General features: G+C 48.4%; 17 protein-coding genes. 16 read left to right on the top strand and 1 reads right to left on the bottom strand.

From position 1 onward, the window contains the following. Positions 1-319 precede the first annotated feature (319 nt). Complete coding sequence (locus AC58QC_RS26500; RefSeq protein ID WP_497418046.1) at positions 320-1513, bottom strand: MFS transporter; 1194 nt, start codon at positions 1511-1513, stop codon at positions 320-322. A gap of 272 nt (positions 1514-1785) precedes the next feature. Between AC58QC_RS26500 and AC58QC_RS26495 the strand changes: the two genes are divergently transcribed. The 16 genes from AC58QC_RS26495 (at position 1786) to AC58QC_RS26420 (ending at position 23920) form a co-directional block, all read left to right on the top strand. Then, positions 1786-2229 (top strand): MarR family winged helix-turn-helix transcriptional regulator, encoded by a 444-nt coding sequence (locus tag AC58QC_RS26495; RefSeq protein ID WP_497418045.1) that lies wholly within the window; start codon positions 1786-1788, stop codon positions 2227-2229. Positions 2230-2345: 116 nt separating this feature from the next. After that, positions 2346-3305: a ring-cleaving dioxygenase gene (locus AC58QC_RS26490; RefSeq protein WP_497418044.1), complete on the top strand. Its 960-nt coding sequence runs from the start codon at positions 2346-2348 to the stop codon at positions 3303-3305. After that, positions 3302-3910, top strand: a complete 609-nt coding sequence (locus AC58QC_RS26485; RefSeq protein WP_497418043.1) for an alpha/beta hydrolase — start codon at positions 3302-3304, stop codon at positions 3908-3910. Before AC58QC_RS26490 ends, AC58QC_RS26485 begins: the two co-directional genes overlap by 4 nt. A gap of 30 nt (positions 3911-3940) precedes the next feature. After that, the gene (locus tag AC58QC_RS26480) at positions 3941-4552 is read left to right on the top strand and encodes a flavin reductase family protein (RefSeq protein WP_497418065.1); all 612 of its coding nucleotides are present in this window, start codon (positions 3941-3943) and stop codon (positions 4550-4552) included. Positions 4553-4787: 235 nt separating this feature from the next. Continuing rightward, positions 4788-5825, top strand: a complete 1038-nt coding sequence (gene desA / locus AC58QC_RS26475) for a Delta(5) desaturase DesA (RefSeq protein WP_497418042.1) — start codon at positions 4788-4790, stop codon at positions 5823-5825. Positions 5826-5951: 126 nt separating this feature from the next. Continuing rightward, positions 5952-6575: a TetR family transcriptional regulator gene (locus tag AC58QC_RS26470; RefSeq protein ID WP_497418041.1), complete on the top strand. Its 624-nt coding sequence runs from the start codon at positions 5952-5954 to the stop codon at positions 6573-6575. Between the two features lie 66 nt (positions 6576-6641). After that, complete coding sequence (locus AC58QC_RS26465; RefSeq protein ID WP_497418040.1) at positions 6642-9752, top strand: MMPL family transporter; 3111 nt, start codon at positions 6642-6644, stop codon at positions 9750-9752. A gap of 434 nt (positions 9753-10186) precedes the next feature. Continuing rightward, positions 10187-11119 carry an ABC transporter permease gene (locus AC58QC_RS26460; protein ID WP_497418064.1) on the top strand — a complete coding sequence of 311 codons (933 nt, stop codon included), beginning with the start codon at positions 10187-10189 and terminating at the stop codon, positions 11117-11119. 18 nt (positions 11120-11137) lie between these two features. Then, entirely contained in the window at positions 11138-12019 is an 882-nt protein-coding gene (locus AC58QC_RS26455; protein WP_497418039.1) for a carbohydrate ABC transporter permease, read from the top strand. 150 nt (positions 12020-12169) lie between these two features. Beyond that, positions 12170-13750, top strand: coding sequence for an extracellular solute-binding protein (locus AC58QC_RS26450; RefSeq protein ID WP_497418038.1), 1581 nt, complete (start codon positions 12170-12172; stop codon positions 13748-13750). 88 nt (positions 13751-13838) lie between these two features. After that, positions 13839-14876 (top strand): response regulator, encoded by a 1038-nt coding sequence (locus AC58QC_RS26445; protein ID WP_497418037.1) that lies wholly within the window; start codon positions 13839-13841, stop codon positions 14874-14876. Further along, positions 14876-16729, top strand: a complete 1854-nt coding sequence (locus AC58QC_RS26440) for a cache domain-containing sensor histidine kinase (protein ID WP_497418036.1) — start codon at positions 14876-14878, stop codon at positions 16727-16729. Before AC58QC_RS26445 ends, AC58QC_RS26440 begins: the two co-directional genes overlap by 1 nt. A 283-nt stretch (positions 16730-17012) precedes the next feature. Further along, positions 17013-17780, top strand: coding sequence for an SDR family NAD(P)-dependent oxidoreductase (locus AC58QC_RS26435; protein WP_497268528.1), 768 nt, complete (start codon positions 17013-17015; stop codon positions 17778-17780). Then, positions 17777-19864: a heparinase II/III domain-containing protein gene (locus AC58QC_RS26430; RefSeq protein WP_497418035.1), complete on the top strand. Its 2088-nt coding sequence runs from the start codon at positions 17777-17779 to the stop codon at positions 19862-19864. The genes AC58QC_RS26435 and AC58QC_RS26430 overlap by 4 nt, the downstream gene beginning before the upstream one ends. A 163-nt stretch (positions 19865-20027) precedes the next feature. Next, entirely contained in the window at positions 20028-22328 is a 2301-nt protein-coding gene (locus AC58QC_RS26425) for a DUF4962 domain-containing protein (protein ID WP_497418034.1), read from the top strand. A 254-nt stretch (positions 22329-22582) separates the two neighbouring features. Further along, on the top strand, positions 22583-23920 hold the full coding sequence (locus tag AC58QC_RS26420; RefSeq protein WP_497418033.1) for an extracellular solute-binding protein: 1338 nt from the start codon (positions 22583-22585) through the stop codon (positions 23918-23920). The last annotated feature ends 3 nt before the right edge of the window (positions 23921-23923 follow it).

The following is a 23923-nucleotide window of genomic DNA, read 5'->3' as shown; positions in this document are numbered from 1 at the left end:
ACCAACTCTAACTCAGGGCCCAATCATCGAGTTTAACTGGAAAACCTCCATCTATTTTCGCCGAAAAGGCTGGGAATAGATGAATAACTGGAAAACCTACAGCTAAAGTCCCCGATATCGGCTATATCAGCAGAATCAGGCGAAATTAACTGTAGGAAATCCAGTTAGTTACTCTGATTTGAGAAAAGCAGTAGAATTAGCTGTATGTTATACAGTTAAACGTGGGGTGAGGGAGAGTTGAGGAGTTGGGGGAACTAGGGTGGAGGAATTTGCAACTCATGACCAACAAGCTATTTCTGCATTTCTGCCCCAATAGCAACTACCTCACCTTACGCTCCTGCAGGTAACTCCACAGCATCAAACCAAACCCCGCCGCGGTCAATCCCGCGCCGATCCAAGGCAAGGAACTCAGGCCGGTGTGCGTAATCGCCCAGCCACCAAGAAAAGCACCGCCAGCATTGCCGAGATTCAACGCAGAATGCGTTGAGGTTGCTGCAAGCTCAGGCGCCTCTTTGGCCAGATTCATGATGCGAATCTGCAGCCCAGGCAATATCCCGAACGACGCAATCCCCCATATGAATATGGTGATAATCGCAGCAATTGGGAACTGATCCGTATACGCGAATGCAACTAGAATGAGCGATAATGCGGCAAAGTTGCCGATCAAGGACGGCATGAGCTTCCAGTCAGCCATTTTGCCACCCATGATGTTGCCTAGCGTCACGCCAAAGCCGAACAAGACGAGAATCCACGTCACGCTGCTTTCTTTGAAGCCTGTTATGTTGATAAGAATTGGCGCGATGTAGGTGAATACGGCAAACAAGCTGCTGCAACCTAACGCCCCAATCAGAAATACGAGCAATAATCGCGGCTGCAAAAGAGAGCGAACCTGCCGCACAAGGCTGCTATTCGTTTTCTGCGTAATCTGTGGAATGAAGATGAGGATTCCGATGAAAGAGATGATCCCCATGATCACAACGGAGCCGAACGATGCCCGCCAGCCGAAATGCTGACCGATGTATGTGCCGAGCGGTACGCCAAGAATATTCGCGATGGTTAGTCCCGCCATCATCACCGAAATAGCACTGGCTCGCTTTTCAGGCCGTACCAAATTCGCCGCAATGACAGAACCGACACCGAAGAAGGTCCCGTGTGCCAAGGCCGTGATTAGTCGCGCTACGAGCACGATCCCATAGGAGGGTGCTAGTGCAGCTAAGCCGTTACCCAGAATGAATATGAGCATCAGCACCAAAAGGAGGCGCTTTTGAGGCAGCTTATGGGTCAGCATCGCAAGAATAGGAGCACCGAAGGCGACGCCCAATGCGTAACCCGTGATCAACTGTCCTGCTTGGGAGATACTAACGTTCAAGTCATCAGCCACATTGGGCAGAATCCCCATGATCACGAACTCGGTCATCCCGATGGCGAAGGCGCCAACCGTTAGAGAGAAAAGGGAGATAGGGAACCGTTCTTTCTGGGCCACTGTCCCGTGTAAGACTTGTGAAGTGTTCATAATTGTGGAAACCAACCTTTCTTACCATTCTTAAAGGCTTAATCATACCACGTGTGCTGGCGAACAAGGTGTGACATTCTGTGCATTTTTTTGCCATAAATACGGGGATGTGAGTTAGGGAACGATATATGAATATCAGACAACGTGGAATGGGCACTTAAAAAAAGGCCGAACCTATTGCTGCATTTTTTCAATTCACCTGTTGACAATTATCTTAAAATAAAGTATCTTTAAATTAAGATAAACGAAACAAAGAAATGAGGTGAAGCAACATGAGCGAAACGAGAAATGATTCTCTAGATCTGTACATCGCCCTTTCTAGAGCGAGTGAGTGGGTGAATGCCCACGGGGATCGAGATATTCGCAAGCATGGACTGAACCGCACGGAGTTTGGTGTTCTGGAACTGCTTTACCACAAGGGTGCGCAGGCTATTCAACAAATTGGCAGCAAGGTGCTGATGAGCAGCGGGAACATCACGTATGTCGTCGATAAGCTGGTGAAGAAGGAATTCGTAACGCGCAACACATCGACGGAGGATCGCAGATTAATTTTTGCTGAAATTACGGAAAAAGGGAAACAATTTATTGAGGACGTATTTCCGAAGCACGCAGAAGTGATCGAGAGTGCAGTAGCAGGGTTGACGGATGAAGAGAAAAGACTCGCAAGTCACCTATTGAAGAAACTTGGCAAATTCGCACAAGAAGGTTTCAAATAGATAGAATCCCTTTGAAGCTCTTCTTAGCTAGGATCCGCATGCTTCAGCATAATTGATAACATCTCACGTAAACTATCTTAAAATAAAGAATCTTAAATATGAAGGAGTTGGCTATTATGACAACAACAACACAACAAACTGCAGGTATTCACCATATCACCGCTTTTGTACAACATGCACAGGCAACTGTTGATTTCTACGCTGGTATTTTGGGACTTCGGATGATCAAAAAAACAATCAACTTTGATGCACCGGAAGTCTACCATCTCTATTTCGGTAATGAAGCAGGAAGTCCGGGCACGATTATTACGTTCTTCCCTTACGCAGGCTCCCGCAAAGGGCGGATCGGCGGAGGCCAGGTCGGCATCAGCACTTATGCCGTGCCAACGGACAGCCTTTCCTTCTGGGAAGCGCGTTTAACGCAATTCAGCATTGCCTTTGAGAAAACAACACGATTCGGCGAAACGTATCTGCAGTTCAAAGACCCAGACGGTCTGAGACTTGAAATCGTGGAGCGCGAACAGGGAGCGCCTAGTCAGTGGTCTTTTGGCGGCGTCCCAACGGATAAAGCGATCAAAGGCTTCGGAGGCGCTGTTCTGTACAGCACTGCTCCAGACAAAACTTCAGAGCTCCTCGTGAATGTCATGGGGCTGCAAAAAATAGGTCAAGAAGGCGCCTACGCACGCTTCTCCTCCTTCGGCGACTTGGGCAACATCGTCGATATCAACGTAACGCCGATGGACTACGGTGCTGGCGGAGCGGGAACAGTGCATCATATCGCATGGCGCGCTAAAGATGATGCAGAGCATGCGCTCTGGAGAAGTCATGTGGCTAGCCATGGCTATCACCCTACACCGATCGTAGATCGTCAATACTTCAATGCGATCTACTTCCGTGAAGAAGGCGGCATCCTCTTTGAGATTGCTACCGATCCTCCAGGTTTTGCAAGAGATGAGGAGCCGGAAGCGCTAGGCGAAAAATTAATGCTGCCGGAATGGTTCGAAGCAAGCCGTGATCAAATCGTGAAAAATCTGCCGCCGATCGAAGTGCGGGTATTGGAAGGTGACCAACAATGAAGCATATTTACCAGCAAGGATCCGATCTAACAGCGCCCGTGCTCGTTCTGTTTCACGGAACGGGCGGGACAGAGCAAGACCTGCTGCCTCTGGCGCAGGCGATTTCACCAACCTCCTCCGTACTGAGTGTACGGGGGAACGTCCTAGAGAATGGCATGCCGCGTTTTTTCAGAAGGCTTGCTGAAGGTATCTTCGACGAAGAGGATCTCATCTTCCGCACGAAGGAAGTGTATGATTTCCTCGACGCAGCAGCAGTAGAGCATGGTTTCGATCGCAGCAACGTCGTCGCCATCGGCTACTCAAACGGCGCGAATATCGCGGGAAGCCTCTTGTTCCATTACCCGAATGCGCTTCGCGCAGCCATTCTGCATCATCCTATGGTACCGATTCGCGGCCTGCAGCTGCCAGACCTCACAGATACGCCTGTCTTCATTGGCGCAGGCAAGAACGACCCGATCTGCTCCCCTGAGGAGTCTGAGGAGCTAGAGCGTCTGCTGAGCGATGCTGGATCGGATGTCCATGTGCATTGGGAGAATGCAGGCCATCAATTGACCCGCTCAGAGGTTTTTGCAGCAGCAGATTGGCTCAAAGGCCTCTCACTCTAACAGATAAAGAGGGGGATTGTCACTATGACTATGTTAGGCATAGATCCATCAACGCAAAGCGAGCGAGAGAACTATAAAATGCTTATCGGCAGCATTATTCCACGGCCGATCGCCTTTGTATCGACCTTATCGGCAGAAGGTGTGCTGAACGCCGCTCCCTTCAGCTACTTCACCATCGTCACAGCAGATCCGCCGATGGTCGCCGTCTCCGTGCAGCGGAAGCAGGGCGTCCGCAAGGACACCTCCCGCAATGCGGTCGATACAGGAGCTTTTGTCGTTCATATCTCCGACGAGTCCTATATCGACCAGATTAATCAGAGCGCCGCTGCGTTGCCGCCTGAGGAGAGCGAAGTGAAGCTGACCGGGCTAACGCCCATCGCGAGCCGCCAAATCGCTGTCCCTGGCATAGCCGAGGCCAGCATCCGCATGGAATGCGTCCTTGAGCAGGTGATCCCGCTTGGCGGAACACCGGATGCACCCGCGGCAGATTTACTCATCGGACGTGTCGTTTATTTTCATATCAATGAGAACTTAGTTGACAATGGTCATATTGATCCACAGAAGCTGAAGCCGGTAAGTCGGTTAGCCGGAAGTTCGTATGCGAAACTGGGAGAGCTTTTTGCGATAGATCGCCCGATATGATATAAAGGAGAGACGAATAGCTTCGTTCTTACGCAGAACGAGAGGCGATTCGTCTCTTTTTTATGCGACTTACTTATATTGCATTTTACAAAAAGGGTTTACCCACGTATGATGAGATAGCTATGTAATATTTGTTATCCTATAACGGGAACTTATTTCAATTCGTAACGTACTACTTCAAAGGATATAAACTTACGAGATCCGACACGACGCGGAGAGAGGGAGTTCTAACAGGATGAAGCATGAGGATAAGGGTGGGTGGCGGAAAGATATCGCGCCTTTCGAAAGACCACATATGAAGCATAGTGTGTGGCAAATTATCAATACAGTGGGACCCTTTTTCGTGCTTTGGTATTTTGCTTTTCTGAGTCTTTCCGTCTCCATTTGGCTAACTTTCGTGATCGATATAATAGCCGCGGGATTTTTAATCCGCATTTTTATCATTTTTCATGATTGCTGTCACAAATCTTTTTTCAAAAACAAACTAGCCAATGAAATAGTCGGCACGCTAACAGGAATTCTAACATTTGTACCGTACCATCAATGGCGCCATACACACTCCGTTCACCATGCTTCCAGCGGGAATCTGGATCGCAGAGGTGTGGGTGATATTTGGACGCTTACCGTGGATGAATATATGAAAGCAACATGGATCAAAAGAATGGCTTATCGCCTATATCGCAGTCCGTTCGTAATGTTTATTATCGGACCGATCTTCATCTTCCTTATTGATTACCGGTTTAACCGCAAGCGTGCGGGGATGAAAGAAAGAATCAATACGTATATCACCAATATCGCGATCGTTGGCAGTATTGCTCTACTTTGTTGGGGCATGGGCTGGCAGTCCTTCCTGCTGATTCAAGGACCAATGTTCTTCTTCTCAGGTATGGCGGGCATTTGGCTTTTCTACGTACAGCATAACTATGAAGAAACGTACTACGAGAAAGATGCCGAGTGGGATTATGTCAAAGCTGCGATGCATGGCAGCTCATTCTACAATTTGCCGCGTATTCTACATTGGATTACTGGCAATATCGGCTATCACCATATTCATCATTTAAGCCCGCGCGTGCCTAACTATCATTTGCAAAAGGTTCACAATAAGAACGCAGCACTTCGTAATGTGCAGACGATTACACTGAAAACGAGCTTGGAATCTCTGAAGTTCCGTATTTGGAATGAGGAATCCAAGAAGTTCATTCAATTCAAGGATCTGAAGCAATTCCGAGTAAAAGTGAAGCCTCGCATTATTAAAGCTGTAGACGTTGAATAAGAAACTTGTGTCCGACCTGTGATAATCTGCGGGTTGGGCCTTTTTTTTATCGAAATAGCGTTGCAATGCCAAAATGGGCGCTGTATAATTCCTCTATGACGTCAAAAAGTGAACGGGTGTTTATTAATGCAAATTTTAAAAGATGAAGTCAAAAAGAGTATCCGCCAAGCGGCTTTGGCCGAGTTCAAGAAACATGGATATTTGAAAGCCTCCATTCGGCAAATTGCAGATGCCGCAGGCATAACACCGGGTAACATCTATCGCTACTTCAAGAGCAAGGATGATCTGTTCGACGAGCTGATTCAGCCCATCCAGGAGCAATTAGCCGAGGTTTTGCGCGTCTGTAAGCAAGAAGTGGATAACACCCTTTGTACGGCATTGTCTGATCATTTGCTGATCCTGCGTAGAATTGATGCTTCCCTGATGCTGCTTTTCAAGGAGTCCAGCACGGAGCTTACGATTCTTCTGAATCTGAGTGAAGGCTCTCGATTTGCTTCGGCAAAACAAGACATGATTACGCTGGTGAATCAAATTATCTCGGAAGTATTTACAGCGGAATTAGCGCCATCAGGCATGCTATCACAGAAAGATCAGTTATCCGCTCGCATGATTTCGACGACAATGATTGAGAGCATTTGTCTTATTTTGCGTGATCATGAGGATGGCGATACGATTAAGATGCTCGTTGATGAACTGTTGTACCTGTATTGCACGGGTATTTCAGAAAAAATAAAGCTAGCACAGGCATAAAATTTTTTGGCTCAATAATGAACGCTTGTTTACTATCAGTTGAAGTGAGTGGAGGAGAAGAGAAAAATGAAATCCATTATTAAATGGCGCTGGGCGATTCTGGCCGTATGGTTGGTGGCGACGGTGTTGCTGACGGTTTTCCAACCTAATGTGAATGCTATCCTTGGGTTAAGAGGGCAAGATCCACTGCGCAGTGACAGCCCCTCGAAGGTTGCATCCACGATTTTGAACAAAATTAACGGGGTCGAGGGCACGAGTGATATCGTGGTTTTCCATAACCCAAACAAACTGTCGGATGCGGATATGAAAGCGATCGAGGCAGGCATTACGAGTATGAAAAGCCATCAAGCTGAACTGGGCTTTAATCAGTTGATTGATCCGTTTACCATGCCTGAGGCGAAGTCCTCACTGATTTCTGAGGATGGCACAACCTTAATGGCGAGCTTCTCCTTGGACAAAAGAGGGCGCCACGTCGAGGACATCAAGCTGGAATTTGAAGCTGTTTTGAAGGACATGAAGGTGGAGTATTACCTCTCTGGGGAGGATTTTATCCAGGATGATTATATTAAAGTTTCCGAGTCGGGGGTTGAAAAAAGTGCCGCGCTAACGGTCATTTTCATCCTAGCTGTCCTAGTGATTATGTTCCGTTCCGTCATTATTCCGGTGGTTTCCTTGTTAGCGGTCGGTATTTCGTACCTCGTGTCCATGGGGATTGCTGCGCAGCTCATCGATAAGTTCAATTTTCCAGTGACGAGTGTCACGCAGATGCTGTTAATTTTAATCTTGTTCGGAATTGGAACGGATTATAACATTCTCTTATTCAATCGGTTCAAAGAGGAATTGTCCCACGGCTTATCCGTGGATGAAGCGATCAGTGTCACCTATCGCACGGCGGGTAAAACGATTTTCTACAGTATTTTGACCGTGTTTATTGCATTTGCCGCATTAACGTTCTCGGATTTCGGCATTTATCAATCAGGTAATGTGGTTGCGATTGGTACGGCGATACTCCTGCTCCAAATCGTAACGGTGACGCCATTTTTCATGAAAATGCTCGGAAATAAGCTCTTTTGGCCTTCCAAAGGCATGGGGGGGCATAAAGAGAGTAAATTCTGGGCGGGCTTGACGAAAATCGCGGTGAAAAGACCGATTGTTACGACGGTAATCATTTTGATTGTGACGATACCGCTTGCTCTTACGAATCATCAGAAGCTGTCTTTTGACCAGTTGAAGGAGCTGGGGAATGATCACCCGTCCACCAAAGGCTTCAGCCTTGTAGCGGAGCATTTCAGCCGGGGTCAGGCGCTGCCAACGATGGTTGTCATGGAGAATGACAAAGCTCTTAACACCAATGATGGTTTAGCTGCAATTGATAAAGTGACGGAGAAGCTGAAAAGCATACCTGGTGTCGCTAAAGTATCAAGCGTAACGCAGCCGCAATCGGAGCTGATTGATGCTTTCTATATTTCTAGTCAAACCAAAACTGTGGCTGACGGTATTACCGCTTCGCAGAACGGGGTAAACCAAATTCGCGACGGACTTACGCTGATGCAAAGCAAGCTGGCGACGCCAGATACGTCAAGCGTCGGCCAGCTGGTAGATGGCACGAGTCAAGTGCAGGACGGCTATAGCAAGCTGACGACTGCGCTAGATCAAGTGGCTAGTGGCATTGCGCAAGGTGCTGGCGGTGCGGGTGAGCTAAGTGCGGGTATTGCTGCGCTGAAGGATGGCATGTCGCAAGTTGAGAACAATACGGGGAAAATCAGCGATGGTTTGACGCAGCTCGGGCAAGGCTATAACGCCATGACAGATGGCTACAGCCAGATTGAGGAGCAACTTGGGGGCATCCAGCAAGGGCTTGTCGGCATGAATGGGCTCATCGGTGGACTTGGCAGCAAGTACAGCCAGTTGACCACCGATGCGGATTACATCAAGCTGAAGCAAACGGGCGAGGGTCTTGCATCTGGTCTGACGCAGCTGAGCGGCGGACTTGGGGAGCTTGGCAAGAACGCAGCCAAGCTGAACAGTGCTTTCGCCGAGGCAACGCAAGGCTTGGCGCAAGTGAACGGCGCGCAGGCGCAGCTAGCGGCAGGGTTGGCTTCGCTGGAGAGCGGAGCGAATGAGCTCGCCAAAGGGCTGAAGCAAGGCAGCGCGGGCAGCCGCGAGATCGCTGCCAACATGGCGAAGCTGAACGCTGCGCTAGGCAGCGTCAAAGACGGTCAGCAGAAGCTGAGCGAAGGCTTGTCGGGTCTCAGCGGCGGCATGGGCCAGCTGAAGGACGGCCTTGGGCAGAGCGGCAACGGACTCGGTGACGTGTCCGAGGGGCTTGGCTTGACGAGCCAATTCCTGACGCAGCTGAACAGCTCGAAGACGTTCTTTATCCCGAAAGAAGCGCTGTCGAGCGCGGATTTCGGGAAGTCCTTGGACAGCTTCATGTCCAAGGATCGGACGATGACGAAGATGATCGTCATCCTGAAGGATGATCCGTATTCATCGGCTGCGATGGATACGATTGAAGCGATTAACGCAGAGCTCACTGCCAGCGTGAAGGGCACGGTGCTCGAGCATGCGAAGGTTGGCGCGGCGGGGCCGAGTTCAACGACATATGACACGAATAAGGCACAGCTGAAATCGTTCAATAGCACTGCGATTATCGTCATCATTGGTGTGTTCATTGTCTTGCTGTTCGTCATTCGTGCCTTCTGGCCAGCCATCTATATCATCCTGAGTTTGGTGATTTCCTACTACGTGGCGATGACAGCGACGAATGTCGTAACGGATAAAATCATCGGTGCCGATGGGGTTTCCTCCTTCGTACCGTTCTTCTCCTTCATCATTATTATTGCTGTCGGCGTCGACTACAGCATCTTCCTGATGATGCGCTACAAAGAGCTTGGCGAGCTATCGCCAGCGAAAGCGATCGTTCAAGCCGCCAAACACATCGGCGGCGTGGTGATCTCGGCCATGGTTATCCTCGGCGGAACCTTCGCCACGCTTGTGCCATCCGGCCTCGTTCTGTTGATCGAGCTGGCGGTGGCCGTGATCGTTGGCCTCATCGTGCTCTGCTTCGTCTTGCTGCCGATGCTTCTGCCGGCATTGCTGGCGATGCCAGAAGCGCTTCGTGCGAAGCGCGGTGTCGCGGCGCGCAAGGTGTCGACGGAGAGTCGCACGGCGTAACACTGTTTTTGAAAGTGCCTTCCCACCAGTATCTGTGTGGGAGGGCACTTTTTGTTTGGGATGGATGCATGGATGCGGGAATGAACAGAGTCCAAAGTTACGGAACATAGTTCCGCTATTTGGGCGATTTTGTGGTGATTCTGCGAGTTGCGGAACGTGAATCCGCTAATCTCGCAGAATGCCCCTGGAAACAGCGCAAAGCTAAGAAATAGAGGAACGACGTTCCGTTTCTCAACGAAAATACGCGTATTCGCGGAAATAGCGGTACTAGGTTCCGTTTCTCAATCACTCCAAAAACCTAAAAAAAACACAAGTCGGTGAAAAGTCATTCCATTGTTGAAAGCGCTGCATCAGGGTACGATAGACCTATAACATCGACGAAGATGAGTGAGGGGGGCCAGAGGATGGCGGTCAACGCACAAGCGGTAAAGCAAATGAATCAGCGTGCGCAGGTGAGTAAGGGTAAGGCCATGCTGCGAACGTTTTGGAAGTATAGGGCGCTATATCTAATATCGCTGCCGGGCATTATTTATTTTATTATTTTCAAGTACGTACCGTTGTTAGGCTCTGTTATTGCGTTTCAGGACTACAACATTTTTGACGGCTTCACAGGCAGCAAGTGGGTAGGCCTTGAACATTTTACCCGCATGTTTGCACACTATGACTTTCTTAATATCTTGAAAAACACAATACTCATCGGAGTTTATGATTTGCTGCTAGGGTTTCCAGCGCCAATCATACTCGCCTTACTATTGAACGAACTCCGCCTAGTGGTTTACAAGCGTGTTCTTCAAACGGTCGTGTACATGCCTCACTTCCTGTCATGGGTTATCGTGAGCGGGATCGCGATCGGCATTCTTTCCCCGTCTACAGGGGCTGTCAACCACTTTATTACCTGGTTAGGCTACGAGCCTATTTACTTCTTGGGTGAAGAATCATGGATTCGTACCGTGTTGATTTCTTCAGGTATTTGGCGGGATTCCGGGTATGGAACCATCATTTACTTAGCGGCGTTAGCAGGGATTAATCCGGATTTATATGAAGCATCTGAGGTGGATGGTGCCAATCGGTGGAGACAAACGATATCTATAACACTACCTTCGTTGTTGCCGACGATTATGATTTTGTTCCTGTTACACATTGGTAAATTCCTTGACTTTGGCTTCGAGCGTGTTTATGTATTCTTGAATCCGCTCAACAAAGAAAGTGGTGAAATTCTAGATACGTACATCTATACCCAAGGTTTGCTGTCTCAGCAGTTTAGTTATACAACAGCTATTGGACTTTTCAAAGCCGTAGTAGGCGTGATCTTTATCGTAACGGGTAATGTTCTAAGCAAAAAAACAACGGGTGAAAGCTTGTACTAAGACGGAGGTGAACGCTATATGAATCGCAAGCCGACAGCCGGCTGGCAGATGTTTAACGGCTTTAATATATTATTTCTATCTCTCTTATCGCTAGCGATGCTCCTGCCGTTCTTAAACGTGCTGGCTCAATCGTTCAGTTCTTCGGAATCTATTGTGAATGGGAAGGTATTGTTCTGGCCCGTTCAGTTTACATCGATCAATTATCAATATGTATTTAGTGACGCAGCAATCTGGCGTTCTTTCGGAGTAACTGTGTATATTACAGTGGTGGGAACACTAATTAATCTGATTGCGACCGCCTCACTGGCTTATCCGGTGTCGCGCCCTGAGTATGCAGGCCGTAACGCTGTCGTTATTATGGTATTGATCACGATGGTCTTCACAGCGCCGCTGATTCCTAACTTTATTTTGATGAAAAATCTACACCTGACAAATTCACTTTGGGCCTTAATGATTCCAGGTGCGATCAGCGCCTTTAACTTCTTCATTATGCGGTCGTTTTTCATGCAAATCCCGAGTGAATTGATTGATTCTGGACGTATCGACGGGTGTTCTGAGCTTAGAATGATCTGGAACATTGTGTTGCCACTATCCAAACCGGTTATGGCTTCTCTAGGGATTTTCTATGCGGTAAGTCACTGGAATACGTATCAAAGCGCATTGTACTACGTAAATAAGCCTGCACTTTGGCCGCTTCAAGTAAAGCTCCGTCAGTTGATTGTATCCGAGGATATTAGTATTGATCCGAATGCCGCTCAATTCAGCGGGCTTGCCCATATGGATCCGGAGGGTATCAAAATGGCTACCATTATCATTGCGACGCTTCCGATTATTATCATCTACCCATTCTTGCAACGTCACTTCGTCAAAGGTATGTTGGTTGGATCGGTTAAATCATAGACATAATCTGCGTGAAATGATCAATATTGACAAAATTCTAAAAAAAAGACAATTCAAACTAAAGAGAGTCCATATCAGGGAATTGTAAACGCTTTTACAATGAGAGCAGGAAAGTGTTCATATCTAAGCGAGATGAAAAGAGGGGTAGAAATGAAAAAATGGATTCCTGTCACTATGGCAACCGTTTTAATGGCTTCCATGTTGGCTGCTTGCTCCAGTAAATCAACAGATCAACCAGCATCAAGCGCAGCTGGCGCAGCAAGTGCGAAACCTGCAGAAAAAACGAAATTCTCCATCTCCATGCGTACACTCGCATTCGGACATGTTGAGAAATCGCCTGATATTAATCAAGACAAATGGGTTAAAAAGCTTGAAGAGCTGACTAACACCGATATGAATATCGTGCTTGTTCCACACAAAGAATATGAACAGAAAATGATCCAAATGTTTGCAACGAACGACATTCCTGATGTTGTTCAGGCTAATGGCGGTGTAAACGGCAAGGAAATGGCGGGTTCCGTGAAAGCTGGCGTGTTCATGCCGCTTGACGATTTGCTTAAGAAATACGGTCAGAATTTGCTGAAGCAAGTACCAAAAGCAGCTTGGGATAAAGTAACGTATCAAGGTAAAATTTTCGCGATTCCTGAATACTTGTCCAATCCATCCCGTCGTGCGATCTTCGTTCGTAAGGACTTGCTGGATAAAGCAGGTCTGGGTGTTCCGAAAACGGTTGATGAGTACATGAAAGTACTTCGCAAGTTCAAGGAAATGGGCGTAGAGAACCCATATATGGGTCGTGAGAACTTCAAGTACTCCGATTCCTTCTTCGGTGCTTATGACGTCTACCCTTACTTGTCCATGTTCGAGCAGCAAGGCGATCAAGTATTGCCGAAATTCTATGATACAGAAAATATGATGAAAGCTCTTCAAACATACAAAACCATGTTTGACGAAGGCTTGATCAATAAAGAATTCGCAACGATCAATGCGACGGTGTTCAAAAACACAATTCTTGCTGGTAAAGCCGGTATGTGGTCCATGAACGCAAACGAAATGCTGCAATGGGAAACACAGCTGAAAGCCAACGTTCCAGCAGGTGACATCGAAATCATTCCATCACCAACAGGACCAGATGGCAAAGGTGGTCACTACCTGTATGGAGCAGCGCCGCGCGCTTATTTCATTAACAAAAATGCGAAAAATGCCGAGCAAATCATCAAATTCTTTGACTGGATGTTGTCCCCTGAAGCAGAGAAATTCTTCACATTCGGAATTGCAGGCGACACATACACAGAAACGAATGGCAAAATCGACTACAAAGCGCCAACGGATACGGCAGCTGTAGACGAAGAGCGCTACCGTCAATCCTTCTTGTGGATGGTTCAAGATACCACATATAATAAAGGGACACTTGGCTTAACTGAAGAAGGCAAGAAGTTGATGAATATTTTCGATACGACTTTGAAAAATGAAGGTCGCGACGGGATTGAATTTGAACCTCGTTTAGACTCCTTAGCGAAGAACCCTGACATTTCACCAATTTCAGATCAAGCGCCTCCTGTTCTTCTTTCCCACATGGTGAAAATGGTTTACGGAAAAGAGCCGATTACTGATTGGCCGAAAGTGTTGGAAGAGTGGAAATCCAAAGGTGGTAACGAAGTAATCAAGGAAGCAAATGAGAAATTCAATAGTAAAGACTCCGGTACGACAGTGATCATGCCGCGTAAATAAGCTCAGTTTCTGAGCATGCAGACTCCTCACGTACCTAAGGGTACGTGGGGAGCATGCATTTCAACAGGTTTTGAAAGGAGAGCTCCTCATGTACCGCATACTCATTGTCGATGACGAACCGATGATACGCAGAGGATTACAGAAGCTTGTGGAACAATCGGAGCTGCCCATTGAAAGCTTGCGAACAGCTGAGAATGGTGTTGTCGCAATGCAGCGGATTCAAGAGGAACGACCTGATTTTCTATTCACAGATATACGGATGCCGAAGATGGATGGCCTCGAACTTTGCGCTCAAATTGCCCAGATGGATGCCGACATTCAAGTGGTCGTGATTTCTGGTTATGGTGATTTCGAATACGCACAGAAGTGCCTCTCTTACGGTGTAAAAGAATATTTGCTAAAGCCAGTCAATATTAAGGGGTTTCAGCAGGTGTTAGAGAAGCTCATTCTGAACAAAAGCAAGGTGAGCTCAGAGTCTTTTGTTGCAGTTACGAAGCTGGAGAGCTGGGCTACCCGCTTGGAACAAGCCGTGTGGATGCTGCAGCAAGAGGAGCTTGAGCGCGTTCTTGAGGAGATCCAATCCGAGCTGAGTACCTATAAACTAAAGCTTAATCGTATCAGTGATATCGTGCAGGAGATTTATACACTTGTTCATGGGCGGCTTACCGTTCGCGATGTGTACGTGATCCAGGAGGAGCTGAAGATCTCCGCTTCGCTTAACGAAGAAGATGTGTGGCGTTGGTTCGAGACGTCCGTGCAGGGATTGCTGAAAGAGCTGAAGAGCAAGCGAAAAGGCAAGCAGAAGGACCCTGTTGAAGAAGCGAAGCAGTACATGGAGACGCATCTGGCTGAGGAGGTTTCCTTAGAAGAGGTAGCTGAATTCATTGGGTTGAACCCCTCTTACTTTAGTCAATTGTTTAAGCAAAACACGCAAGAAACCTTCGTTCAATATCGGACTCGGCGACGTATGGAGAAGGCGAAAAAGCTGCTGCAGCAGCCGCATTGGCGAATTACCGATATCTCCGGTGAGGTTGGGTATGCGGATCATCCGCATTTTACCAAAACGTTCAAAAAGTATGAAGGCTGTCTACCCTCGGAATACCGCCAGCGAATGGGGATCCGTTAATGAAGAGAAAGTCTCTGTCGCGTCAAATTTATGCGTATTTTCTCATCGTTATTGTGCTCTCGTTGGTGTCCGTTGGGGCTTTTTCCTACTGGCAATCCTCGCGGGCGCTGGATGATCAAGTGAAGCAATATATGGAGCAGATGGTCGATAGTGCGAACTATCAAACGGATAGCTATTTACAGGCGTATGAGCTGCTCAGTAATGCCTTTTCGTCGAATTCCGACGTACGAGCGTTCATGGAAATTAAGCCGGATGATGCCTATGAGTATTATGTGTATTCGGACAAAATCAAGAAATTTGCACTCGCCTCGGTCGAGTCGATTGTTACGTTATATAAGCAGCTTAACATGATTTATGTGACGGGTCAGCATGGTCGTTCTGTGATCTATGAGAATCAGAACTTGTTCAACTTTGACCCTGTTTTAGTGCAGGAGAAGTATGAGAATTTGATGAAATTAACGCCATCCGATGGTAAAATCGCGCTGCTTAATATGAGCATCCGGACCGTCGATAAGGGGGCTGTCGTTACGATGGCTCGCAAGGTAAGAGGTCCTTCGTATGGTGATACGAATCGTGGAGTTGTAGCGATTGAAATCAAGTTGGATGAACTCGCTAAGACTTGGGATCGGGTTAGCTTAGGGAAAGAAGGGTTTTTCTTCATCGTGGATGATGCGGGTAATTACATTTATCCACGGACGATGAGTGGGCGCAAACCGAAAGACGAGCTTGCTTCTCAAGTGTTGACGAGCGGCGATCAGACATTTTTGTCCAAATACAATGGAGAAGAACGTATGTTTGTGTCTCGAAAGTCCGGTTACTCGGACTGGAACCTGGTTGCATCGATGCCTGTTGAGGAGCTCCGCCGTCCCGCGAATACCATTCGGACAACGACAATTATCGTGGGTCTGGTTACCTTGGCCGCTGCGCTTTGGCTTGCTTCTCGCTTTGGTCGTTCCATTATCATGCCGATTCGGGATCTCAAAGACAGCATGCGGGAAACAGAGAAAGGGAACTGGCAGTATATCGAAGACGCTGGCCGAACGGACGAGATGGGTGGACTCATTCACAGCTACAACCTGATGGTGACGCGCCTGTCGGATATGATCGAGCGGGTGTATGAAGCCGAGCTAGAGCAGCAGAAGAATGCGCTGGAGCTTGGCGAAACCAAACTCGAACGGCAGAGGGCTGAATTTCAATCCCTGCAGTTGCAAATTAACCCGCACTTCTTATACAACACGTTGGAAACGATCAACTGTTATGCCATTGTTCAGGATTCTAGCGAAATCACAGAAATGGTAGAGGCGATGGCGTTTATGCTTCGCTACTCCGTTCAAACCAACCTAGAGGAAATCACGGTTGCGAATGAGCTGAATCATGTGCGGAACTATATGATTATTTTGCAGCATCGTACGGAGCGGGAATTCGAGATTGACGTGGCGATTCCGCCGAGCTTGCTGCTGGAGAAGATGGTTCGCTTGACGTTGCAGCCTTTGATTGAAAATATTTTTCAGCATGCTTTTCCGGATGGGGTGGAGGATCATCACAAAATTCGTATTGATGCCAGCAAAGAGGGCGGCTTGTTCCAGGTCTTCATCGAGGATAACGGCACCGGCATGATGCCGGAACGCCTGGCCGAACTGCGCAGGAAGCTGGAGGAGAACCGCTTGGCGGAGCCGGAAGAAGCGAGCACCGGGACCAAGCGTGGTGGCGGCATCGGTCTGATGAACGTCCACCGACGGATTCAAATGGTGTTCGGCGAAGCCTACGGGCTGTCCGTCGACAGCGAGTGGGGGAGCGGCACCTGCGTCACGATGACGATGCCGGAGACGGTGCGGCCTCGGCTGCGCGGGTGAGCCGCCACCGTCCACCCCGTGCCTAACGGACACAGGAGACGTTATTCGGCGAAGAAGTAGCGTTATTAATTTTAACGGACTACATGGGCGTTATTCGCATCCTTGGGGTGTATATTTGCCTCCAAACCAGTAAATAACGGCTCTGGAGTCCGTTACATCAGAGATCGAGCTGATTTTCCCGAAATAGAGGCTTACAGGTTCGATAGAAATTGAAAAGGTAGTTACGCTGCACAAGCAGCGATTCAAATAAAAAATAGATTTACATCCATGGGAGGATACCAAAATGAACATCAACTTAACGGGGAAAATTGCACTTGTAACAGGATCTAATGCAGGGATAGGACGTGCAATTGCACTTGCATTGGCCAGTAATGGTGCAAAAGTTGGCGTTAACTGTTTGAACAATGTGACACAAGGACAGGAAGTTGTTGCTGAAATCCAAGCATTGGGTGGAGAAGCAGTCCTTGTGCAAGCAGATGTAACGAATGTAGAACAAATCGACAGACTTGTAAGTGAAGTTGAGCAAGCGTTGGGCGGAACCATCGATATTCTAGTAAACAACGCAGGCCACTTGGTACAACGTGTACCGAACGCTGACATGTTTGAAGAGATGTATGATCGCATCATGGATGTGAACTTGAAAAGCACGGTATTCATGTCCAAACGAGTGCTTGCTGGCATGAAAGAAAAAGGCTACGGCCGTATCATCAACATGACATCCGTTGCAGCTCATAACGGCGGCGGACCGGGATCCAGCATTTATGCAGCAAGTAAAGCAGCAGTACTAACCTTTTCCAAAGGTTTAGCGAAGGAAGTTGCTGCAAGTGGAATCACGGTAAACAATGTATCCCCTGGTTTTATCGGCAATACCATGTTCCACGCGACATTCACGACGGACACAGCGCGTCAAGCTACGATCAATGGCATTCCGCTGCAACGTGAAGGAACGCCGGATGATGTGGCTGGTGCAGTTCTGTACCTTGCTTCCAATCTTGCTGGTTACGTAACAGGTGAAACGATCGAAATCAATGGCGGGATGATGATGCGATGAGTACCGCGATCACATTAGGCGCAAAAGTAGAGACAATGACGTGGGCGGGTCAAACCGCCCAAAGGCTTAAAGAAGAAATCGACAGGCTGCAGCAAGCAGGCAGCCTGGTCGTTCCTAAAGAACCTGGGGGTTGGTGGCACCAGTATGTTTGTCCACACCATCATACCGAACTGTTGTTCGATGATAGCCGTGTAGATGCTTCAGAATTTCTGTGCCCCCACGGTTGTGTGATCACAGGTGAAGCTTATCGCGGTGCATGGCTCGTGTTCAAGCATCAGTCCTTAGCGCGAGTGGCATTGCAATCCGCTGCCGTTTATGCGGCATTGGGCAACGTATCCTATGCGCAGATTAGTAAACGTTTGCTTGTCGAGTACGCAGAGCAGTTCCCGCTCTATCCGGTGCATCCGGAAGCGCAGAACTGGATGCTGAAGGGGCGGGCATTCCACCAAGCACTGACTGAGGCGATTTGGTCTACAACGCTGATACGGGCCTATTTGCTACTGCGCGATGAGGGTATTACCTTCGATGCGAAGGAACAGGTAGCGATCGACGTGTTCTTAGACTTGTTGGCGGTGAGTATGGAGGAGTACCGTCATATTTTGATTCATGAGCGGAATAATGCGGAGAACAACTACACCGCTTGGCTGAACGCGTCATTATCCTGTGTGTATGCGGCTCGTGGTGAGCAAGCTGCACTAGAAGCGCTTATTGATGGCCAAGGCGGCTTCATTCATCATCTTTCCATCGGCGTCAAAGCCGATCAATTCGAATTCGAAGGAAGCACGTACTATCACGTATTCGTGCTTCGTGCATATCTCATCGCTGCCGAAATGGCACAGCGCTTCGGCATTGATCTCTACGCCACGACTGGCGCAGAGGGACAATCCATGTGCGGCATGCTTGAAGCGTTGGCCGACTTGGCCGACGATCAGGGCGCTCTGCCTGCCCTGCATGACGGGCCGCTGGAGCGGGGCCCTTACGCCCGCGAAATCGCTGAGATCGCTGAGCAGGGGCTCACGATCTACGGCATTGCCGGCCTCGCGCCGGTGCTTCGCGAAGCGTACCGGCAGCTAGGCGCTGCCGGCAACGAGCAGCTCGAGGCGCTGCTCTACGGCGGTGGCGCTGACCGCGCCGCTACATTAGAGCCGCGCAGCTCGCGGCTCTGGCCGGACGCCGGCTTCGTCATCGGCCGCATGGCGGGGAACCCGCTCTCGTTCCTCGCCGATTTCGGCGAGCACGGCGGTTCCCACGGCCACTACGACAAGCTGCATCTCACGTTGATGCACAAGGATCAAACCCTGACACCCGATCTCGGGATGGTGCCTTACGGCTCGTCCATGCGCAGATCGTGGTTCGCAGAAACGGCCAGCCATAACACGGTGTCGCTGGCAGGGCAATCACAAGCGCCGCATGAAGGGCACCTCAAGCACTATGAATCGACAGAAACTTCGGTCTATGCTTGGATACAGTCGACGGACGGCTATGAAGGGTGCACGATGAATCGGCATCTTCTGCTAACGGATGAATGGTTGTTGGATTGGTTCCAGGTTGAGCTCGCCGGCGAACTACCACAAGCGATCGAATGGTGGATGCACCCTGTTGTACCGGTAGCAGCCAATCAACAACCGCTTAGCCAAGAAGCTGCCTACAAGCTGCTTATTGCTGAAAAAGTGGGAGAAACAACAACGCTTAAGGAGCAACAGCTGCCCATCGTTGGGCAATACGTGCCGAACGAAGGTCTTGAGGCTAACGGCGCGGCGCAACTTCAGGTTTCCTATGAGCTAAAAGGCTCCTCTAGCAGTTCGACCAACACGGTCATTTTCCATTCCGCGCTCGTTCAGTCAGGCGATGAGGTTGTGGCTGTACAGACACCAGGAGATGCCGTAGATCCAAGTCGCTCACTTACAGCGATGCTTCATCGCCGGAATGACCGTAAGGCGGATTTCATTCACGTGTATCGTGCGGGTAGTGCGGTTCACCTATCCCAAGTTACGGATCATGAAATCAGCATAACCGTTCCTAATCATCCGAATGGTTCTGTCCGCGTTCAACTAATGACAGATAAAGGATTACAAATCTTGTAATTTGTCATTCGAGCTTTTGTTCGAAAGACATACTCGACGGCGCAGAAACGCTGTTGAACTCCATTTTTCACATTCATTCAATTTTCATATTCAATCATGCTTCACTCACCTGCATCCTTAACACCATACGCCTTACAGAACACAGCCTGGAGGGGAATTATCAATGACACAATCTCCACTTTACGAACCGCAGAGCGGTGTGCTAACCGTACAATACGAGCCGAATGAGAAGACGGTGTTACTGGAAAACCCACCTCGCTTCACATGGATTCCGGCACAGCTGGAGCATGATCGTTATGTGCTACAGATCGCACAAACGGCGGCTTTCGAAACTGCCGAAACGAAGACAGTTCAACCGATCCCATATAACTTATATACACCTGATGCTGCACTTGAAGCAGGCACGTACTATTGGCGTTATGCTCTTCTTCAAGAAAACGGCGAGCAAACAGCATGGAGCTGCGTTCGACGCTTCGAAGTACCGGCAGATCTGCCGGAAACGCCACTGCCAAGCAGAGTCAAGCGCTACGCAGAGGTTTCAGCCCAGCATCCACGGTTATGGTTGCAAGCTTCCGAGATAGAAGCCTTCCGCTCCGAATTAGCGAGCGATCCAACTTATTGCGAATTCGATGTTTTCTTTGAGAAGTCCGTTAAACCATGGATCGAACGCGACCTCATTGCGGAGCCGCTTCATTACCCAGGAAATAAGCGGGTAGCCAAACTGTGGCGTCAGATGTACATGGATACGCAAGAAACCTTATATGCGGTACGTCATTTGGCCGTAGCAGGAAAGCTGCTCAACAATCCTACGCTGTTAGATCGCGCCAAAACCTGGTTGCTCCACATCTGTACGTGGGACATTAGAGGAACGACAAGCCGCGACTATAACGATGAGGCTTCCTTCCGAATGGCAGGAGCTATTGCCTGGGGCTATGACTGGCTCTATGACCAACTATCCGAAGATGAAAGAAAGCAGATTCGACACGTTCTGCTCGAACGTACACGTCAAATCGCACAGCACGTCATAGAGCATTCCAAAATCCATCATGTCCCTTTCGACAGTCACGCCGTGCGTTCACTATCCAGCGTGCTTGTGCCTTGCTGCATCGTGCTTTTGCAGGAAGAGTCGGAGGTTCAAGAATGGTTAGACTATACGCTTGAATATTATGCGTGTCTCTACTCGCCATGGGGCGGGCCGGACGGAGGCTGGGCCGAAGGTCCGATGTATTGGACTACGGGGATGGCTTTTGTTACAGAAGCGATGAATTTGCTGAAGAAATATACAGGCATTAACTTCTATAAACGACCATTTTTCGCTAAAACGGGCGATTTCCCGCTGTATGCGTTCAGTCCAGATACTTTACGGGCGAGCTTTGGCGATCAATCGACATTGGGGGATCCGGTCAGCTTGAAAACAGGCTTCAACATCCGCCAATTTGCAGGTGTAACAGGAAACGGTTTGTATCAATGGTATTACGAACGGGTTCGTGAGACTGATACTGATTCGGAAATGAAGTTTTACAACTACGGCTGGTGGGATTTCCGTTTTGACGAAATGGTATACCGTCACGATTATCCGCAGGTGGATGCAATTGCACCAACCGATGCGAATATTCAGTCGGTCAAATGGTTCCGTGACATCGACTGGGTCGCCTTCCACTCGAATATGGCTGATCCGGAGCGTCACATTATGCTCCTCACGAAGAGCAGCAAATACGGCTCTGTCAGCCATAGCCATGGCGACCAAAACGGCTTCCTGCTGCATGCCTATGGCGAGCCGTTAGCAATCGAGAGCGGCTACTACGTGGCGTTCAGCTCCACGATGCATATGAATTGGCGCAGACAGACGCGCTCGACGAACAACATTTTGATCGATGGTTTGGGTCAATATGCAGAGAAGAATAAAGTACTAAACATGGCGGCCAATGGGTTCGTTGAGATTGCCGAACAGCGCAAGGGCTATGGGTATTCCCGCAGTAATGCAACCGCGGCATACCAAGAATACGTGCCGTATCTGGAACGGTATGTACGGGAACTTTACTTCTTCGGGACCTACGTTGTGGTCGTCGATCATATCGATCTCGCGCAGGATGGGACCGTCGATTGGCTGTTTCAGACGTTATATGAAATGAAGCTGAATGGTCAGACCTTCAAGGTCCAAGGCCGTAAGGCTGATATGGACGGACGATTCGTGTACTGCTCCTCTGGCGAGCTAGACCTATCCCAGCATCAAAGCTTCACAGATATTGATCAGTCAGAAATTGAAGGTTTACCGCCGCAATACCATTTGAAGGCGACAACGAAGTCTGCCCGCAGCCACCGCATTGCGACGCTTCTTGTACCGATCAAGCATGGCGAGCCGAAATACGTGTCGTATTTTATGGATGATCAAGGCTTTGACGTTCATATCTACTTCACCGAAGACGGTATCACGAACCGGGTAGAAGTGCCCAAGGCCTACTAAAATATCCTTATTTATCAAGCGATTCTAAGTCAGCGCGAGCTGCCGAAGAGTCGCTTTTTCCTTTCCTTTTTTACCTATAATTTGCACCGAATCTCAGTTCAACTCATAATAAATCAGCCAAACGGGAAAGTTAGGTGAGGCAAAAAATCTATAGAAATCAAACATTATACCTAAAGTTAACGCATTGTAAGGGGTGCCAATAAAATCGCATAATAGGAGCATAAAGACATTCACTCAAACGAGGGGGATTTACATTGGTGCAAAAGTATAAATCACTACAAGTCATTGCGGCAAGCTTGCTAGCCATTAGTTTAACAGCGTGTGGTTCAGGTGGAGACAGCAAGAGCACAGCTTCACCAGCAGCAGGAGCAACAACGGCACCAGCGACTGGGAAGAACATTACTATCACGTTCCAAAACATATATCCGGATCCTACTGATCCGAAGAATGGTATGTTGAAGAAAATCGTAAACGATTACCAAACAAAAAATCCGAACATCAAGATCGAACTTGATTCCTTGAACACGGATCAACAAAAGCTTAAATTGAAAACACAAGCAGCTTCCAAAGAAGTTCCTGACATCACTGTCGTGAACCCGGCTGCACAAATGCAACCATTCGTGGATGCAGGCCTATTCGCTCCTTTGAATGACATGGTTGAGCAAAACGGACTTAAAGGTACATTCCAAGAAGGTATCCTTAACTGGTATACATTCAAAAATAACATCTACGCTTTGCCAGATGGTAACAACATCGCTGTAGTTTACTACAACAAAGACTTGTTCAAACAAGCTGGCGTTGAAGTGCCAAAAACGTTCGAAGAGATGGTTGCAGCTGTAAAAACATTAAAAGGCAAAGGCATTCAGCCAATGGCGATCGGTGAAAAAGATTCTTGGACTGGTTCCTTCTTGTTCATGAACGTCTTGCTTCGCACAAACGGCGGTCCTGGATTCTTGCAAGCCGTTGTAGACGGTAAGAAAACGTTCGCTGATCCAGCATTCACGGATGCAGTTAGTTCTTTCCAAGACTTGATCCAAGCTGGCGCTTTCCAAGAAGGCGCAACATCATTTGACTACAACGCAGGTGAAAACTTGTTCAAAACAGGTAAAGCGGCTATGTACTTCATGGGTAGCTGGGCAACTGGCGGTATCGAAACATCTTCCGTTAACGGTAAAGTTGGCGTATTCCAATTCCCAACTGTTAAAGGTAAAGGTAACCCAGACGAGTTCATGTTGGCTCCAGGTAGCGCATTCGCGGTTTCTGCTAACAGCAAGCACTTGAAAGAAACCAAAGATTTCTTGAACTACTTCATGTTGAACTTCCCTAAAGAAGCATTCGCTGTTAAAGGCGCTGTAGGTATCGCACAAAAAGTTGACGGCGACTTCAAAGCTGCTGGATACTCCGATATGGCAATGGACGTTCTTGGATTATTCAAAAAAGTTAAAGGCGGCGACCTTGCGTTCGATAACACAATGAACCCAGGAACAGCTCAAGGCCACTTAACAAGCATTCAAAACCTCTTCGTTCAAAAAGTAGATCCTGCTACTGTAGCGAAAGAGCACCAAACAGCTTACGACACAAACAAAAAATAAGTT

This window comes from Paenibacillus sp. J22P51 (assembly GCF_059692215.1).
The sequence above is the reverse complement of the archived record's forward strand: the minus strand, read 5'-3'. Positions and strand labels throughout refer to the sequence as shown.

Excerpts from the sequence above, each read along its gene's own strand:
- AC58QC_RS26495 (WP_497418045.1), top strand. The coding sequence starts at position 1,786 with ATGAGCGAAACGAGAAATGATTCTCTAGATCTGTACATCGCCCTTTCT.
- AC58QC_RS26455 (WP_497418039.1), top strand. The coding sequence starts at position 11,138 with ATGAATCGCAAGCCGACAGCCGGCTGGCAGATGTTTAACGGCTTTAAT.
- AC58QC_RS26500 (WP_497418046.1), bottom strand. The coding sequence starts at position 1,513 with ATGAACACTTCACAAGTCTTACACGGGACAGTGGCCCAGAAAGAACGG.
- AC58QC_RS26445 (WP_497418037.1), top strand. The coding sequence starts at position 13,839 with ATGTACCGCATACTCATTGTCGATGACGAACCGATGATACGCAGAGGA.
- AC58QC_RS26450 (WP_497418038.1), top strand. The coding sequence starts at position 12,170 with ATGAAAAAATGGATTCCTGTCACTATGGCAACCGTTTTAATGGCTTCC.
- AC58QC_RS26470 (WP_497418041.1), top strand. The coding sequence starts at position 5,952 with ATGCAAATTTTAAAAGATGAAGTCAAAAAGAGTATCCGCCAAGCGGCT.
- AC58QC_RS26460 (WP_497418064.1), top strand. The coding sequence starts at position 10,187 with ATGAATCAGCGTGCGCAGGTGAGTAAGGGTAAGGCCATGCTGCGAACG.
- AC58QC_RS26435 (WP_497268528.1), top strand. The coding sequence starts at position 17,013 with ATGAACATCAACTTAACGGGGAAAATTGCACTTGTAACAGGATCTAAT.
- desA (WP_497418042.1), top strand. The coding sequence starts at position 4,788 with ATGAAGCATGAGGATAAGGGTGGGTGGCGGAAAGATATCGCGCCTTTC.
- AC58QC_RS26490 (WP_497418044.1), top strand. The coding sequence starts at position 2,346 with ATGACAACAACAACACAACAAACTGCAGGTATTCACCATATCACCGCT.
- AC58QC_RS26430 (WP_497418035.1), top strand. The coding sequence starts at position 17,777 with ATGAGTACCGCGATCACATTAGGCGCAAAAGTAGAGACAATGACGTGG.
- AC58QC_RS26465 (WP_497418040.1), top strand. The coding sequence starts at position 6,642 with ATGAAATCCATTATTAAATGGCGCTGGGCGATTCTGGCCGTATGGTTG.
- AC58QC_RS26440 (WP_497418036.1), top strand. The coding sequence starts at position 14,876 with ATGAAGAGAAAGTCTCTGTCGCGTCAAATTTATGCGTATTTTCTCATC.
- AC58QC_RS26485 (WP_497418043.1), top strand. The coding sequence starts at position 3,302 with ATGAAGCATATTTACCAGCAAGGATCCGATCTAACAGCGCCCGTGCTC.
- AC58QC_RS26425 (WP_497418034.1), top strand. The coding sequence starts at position 20,028 with ATGACACAATCTCCACTTTACGAACCGCAGAGCGGTGTGCTAACCGTA.
- AC58QC_RS26480 (WP_497418065.1), top strand. The coding sequence starts at position 3,941 with ATGTTAGGCATAGATCCATCAACGCAAAGCGAGCGAGAGAACTATAAA.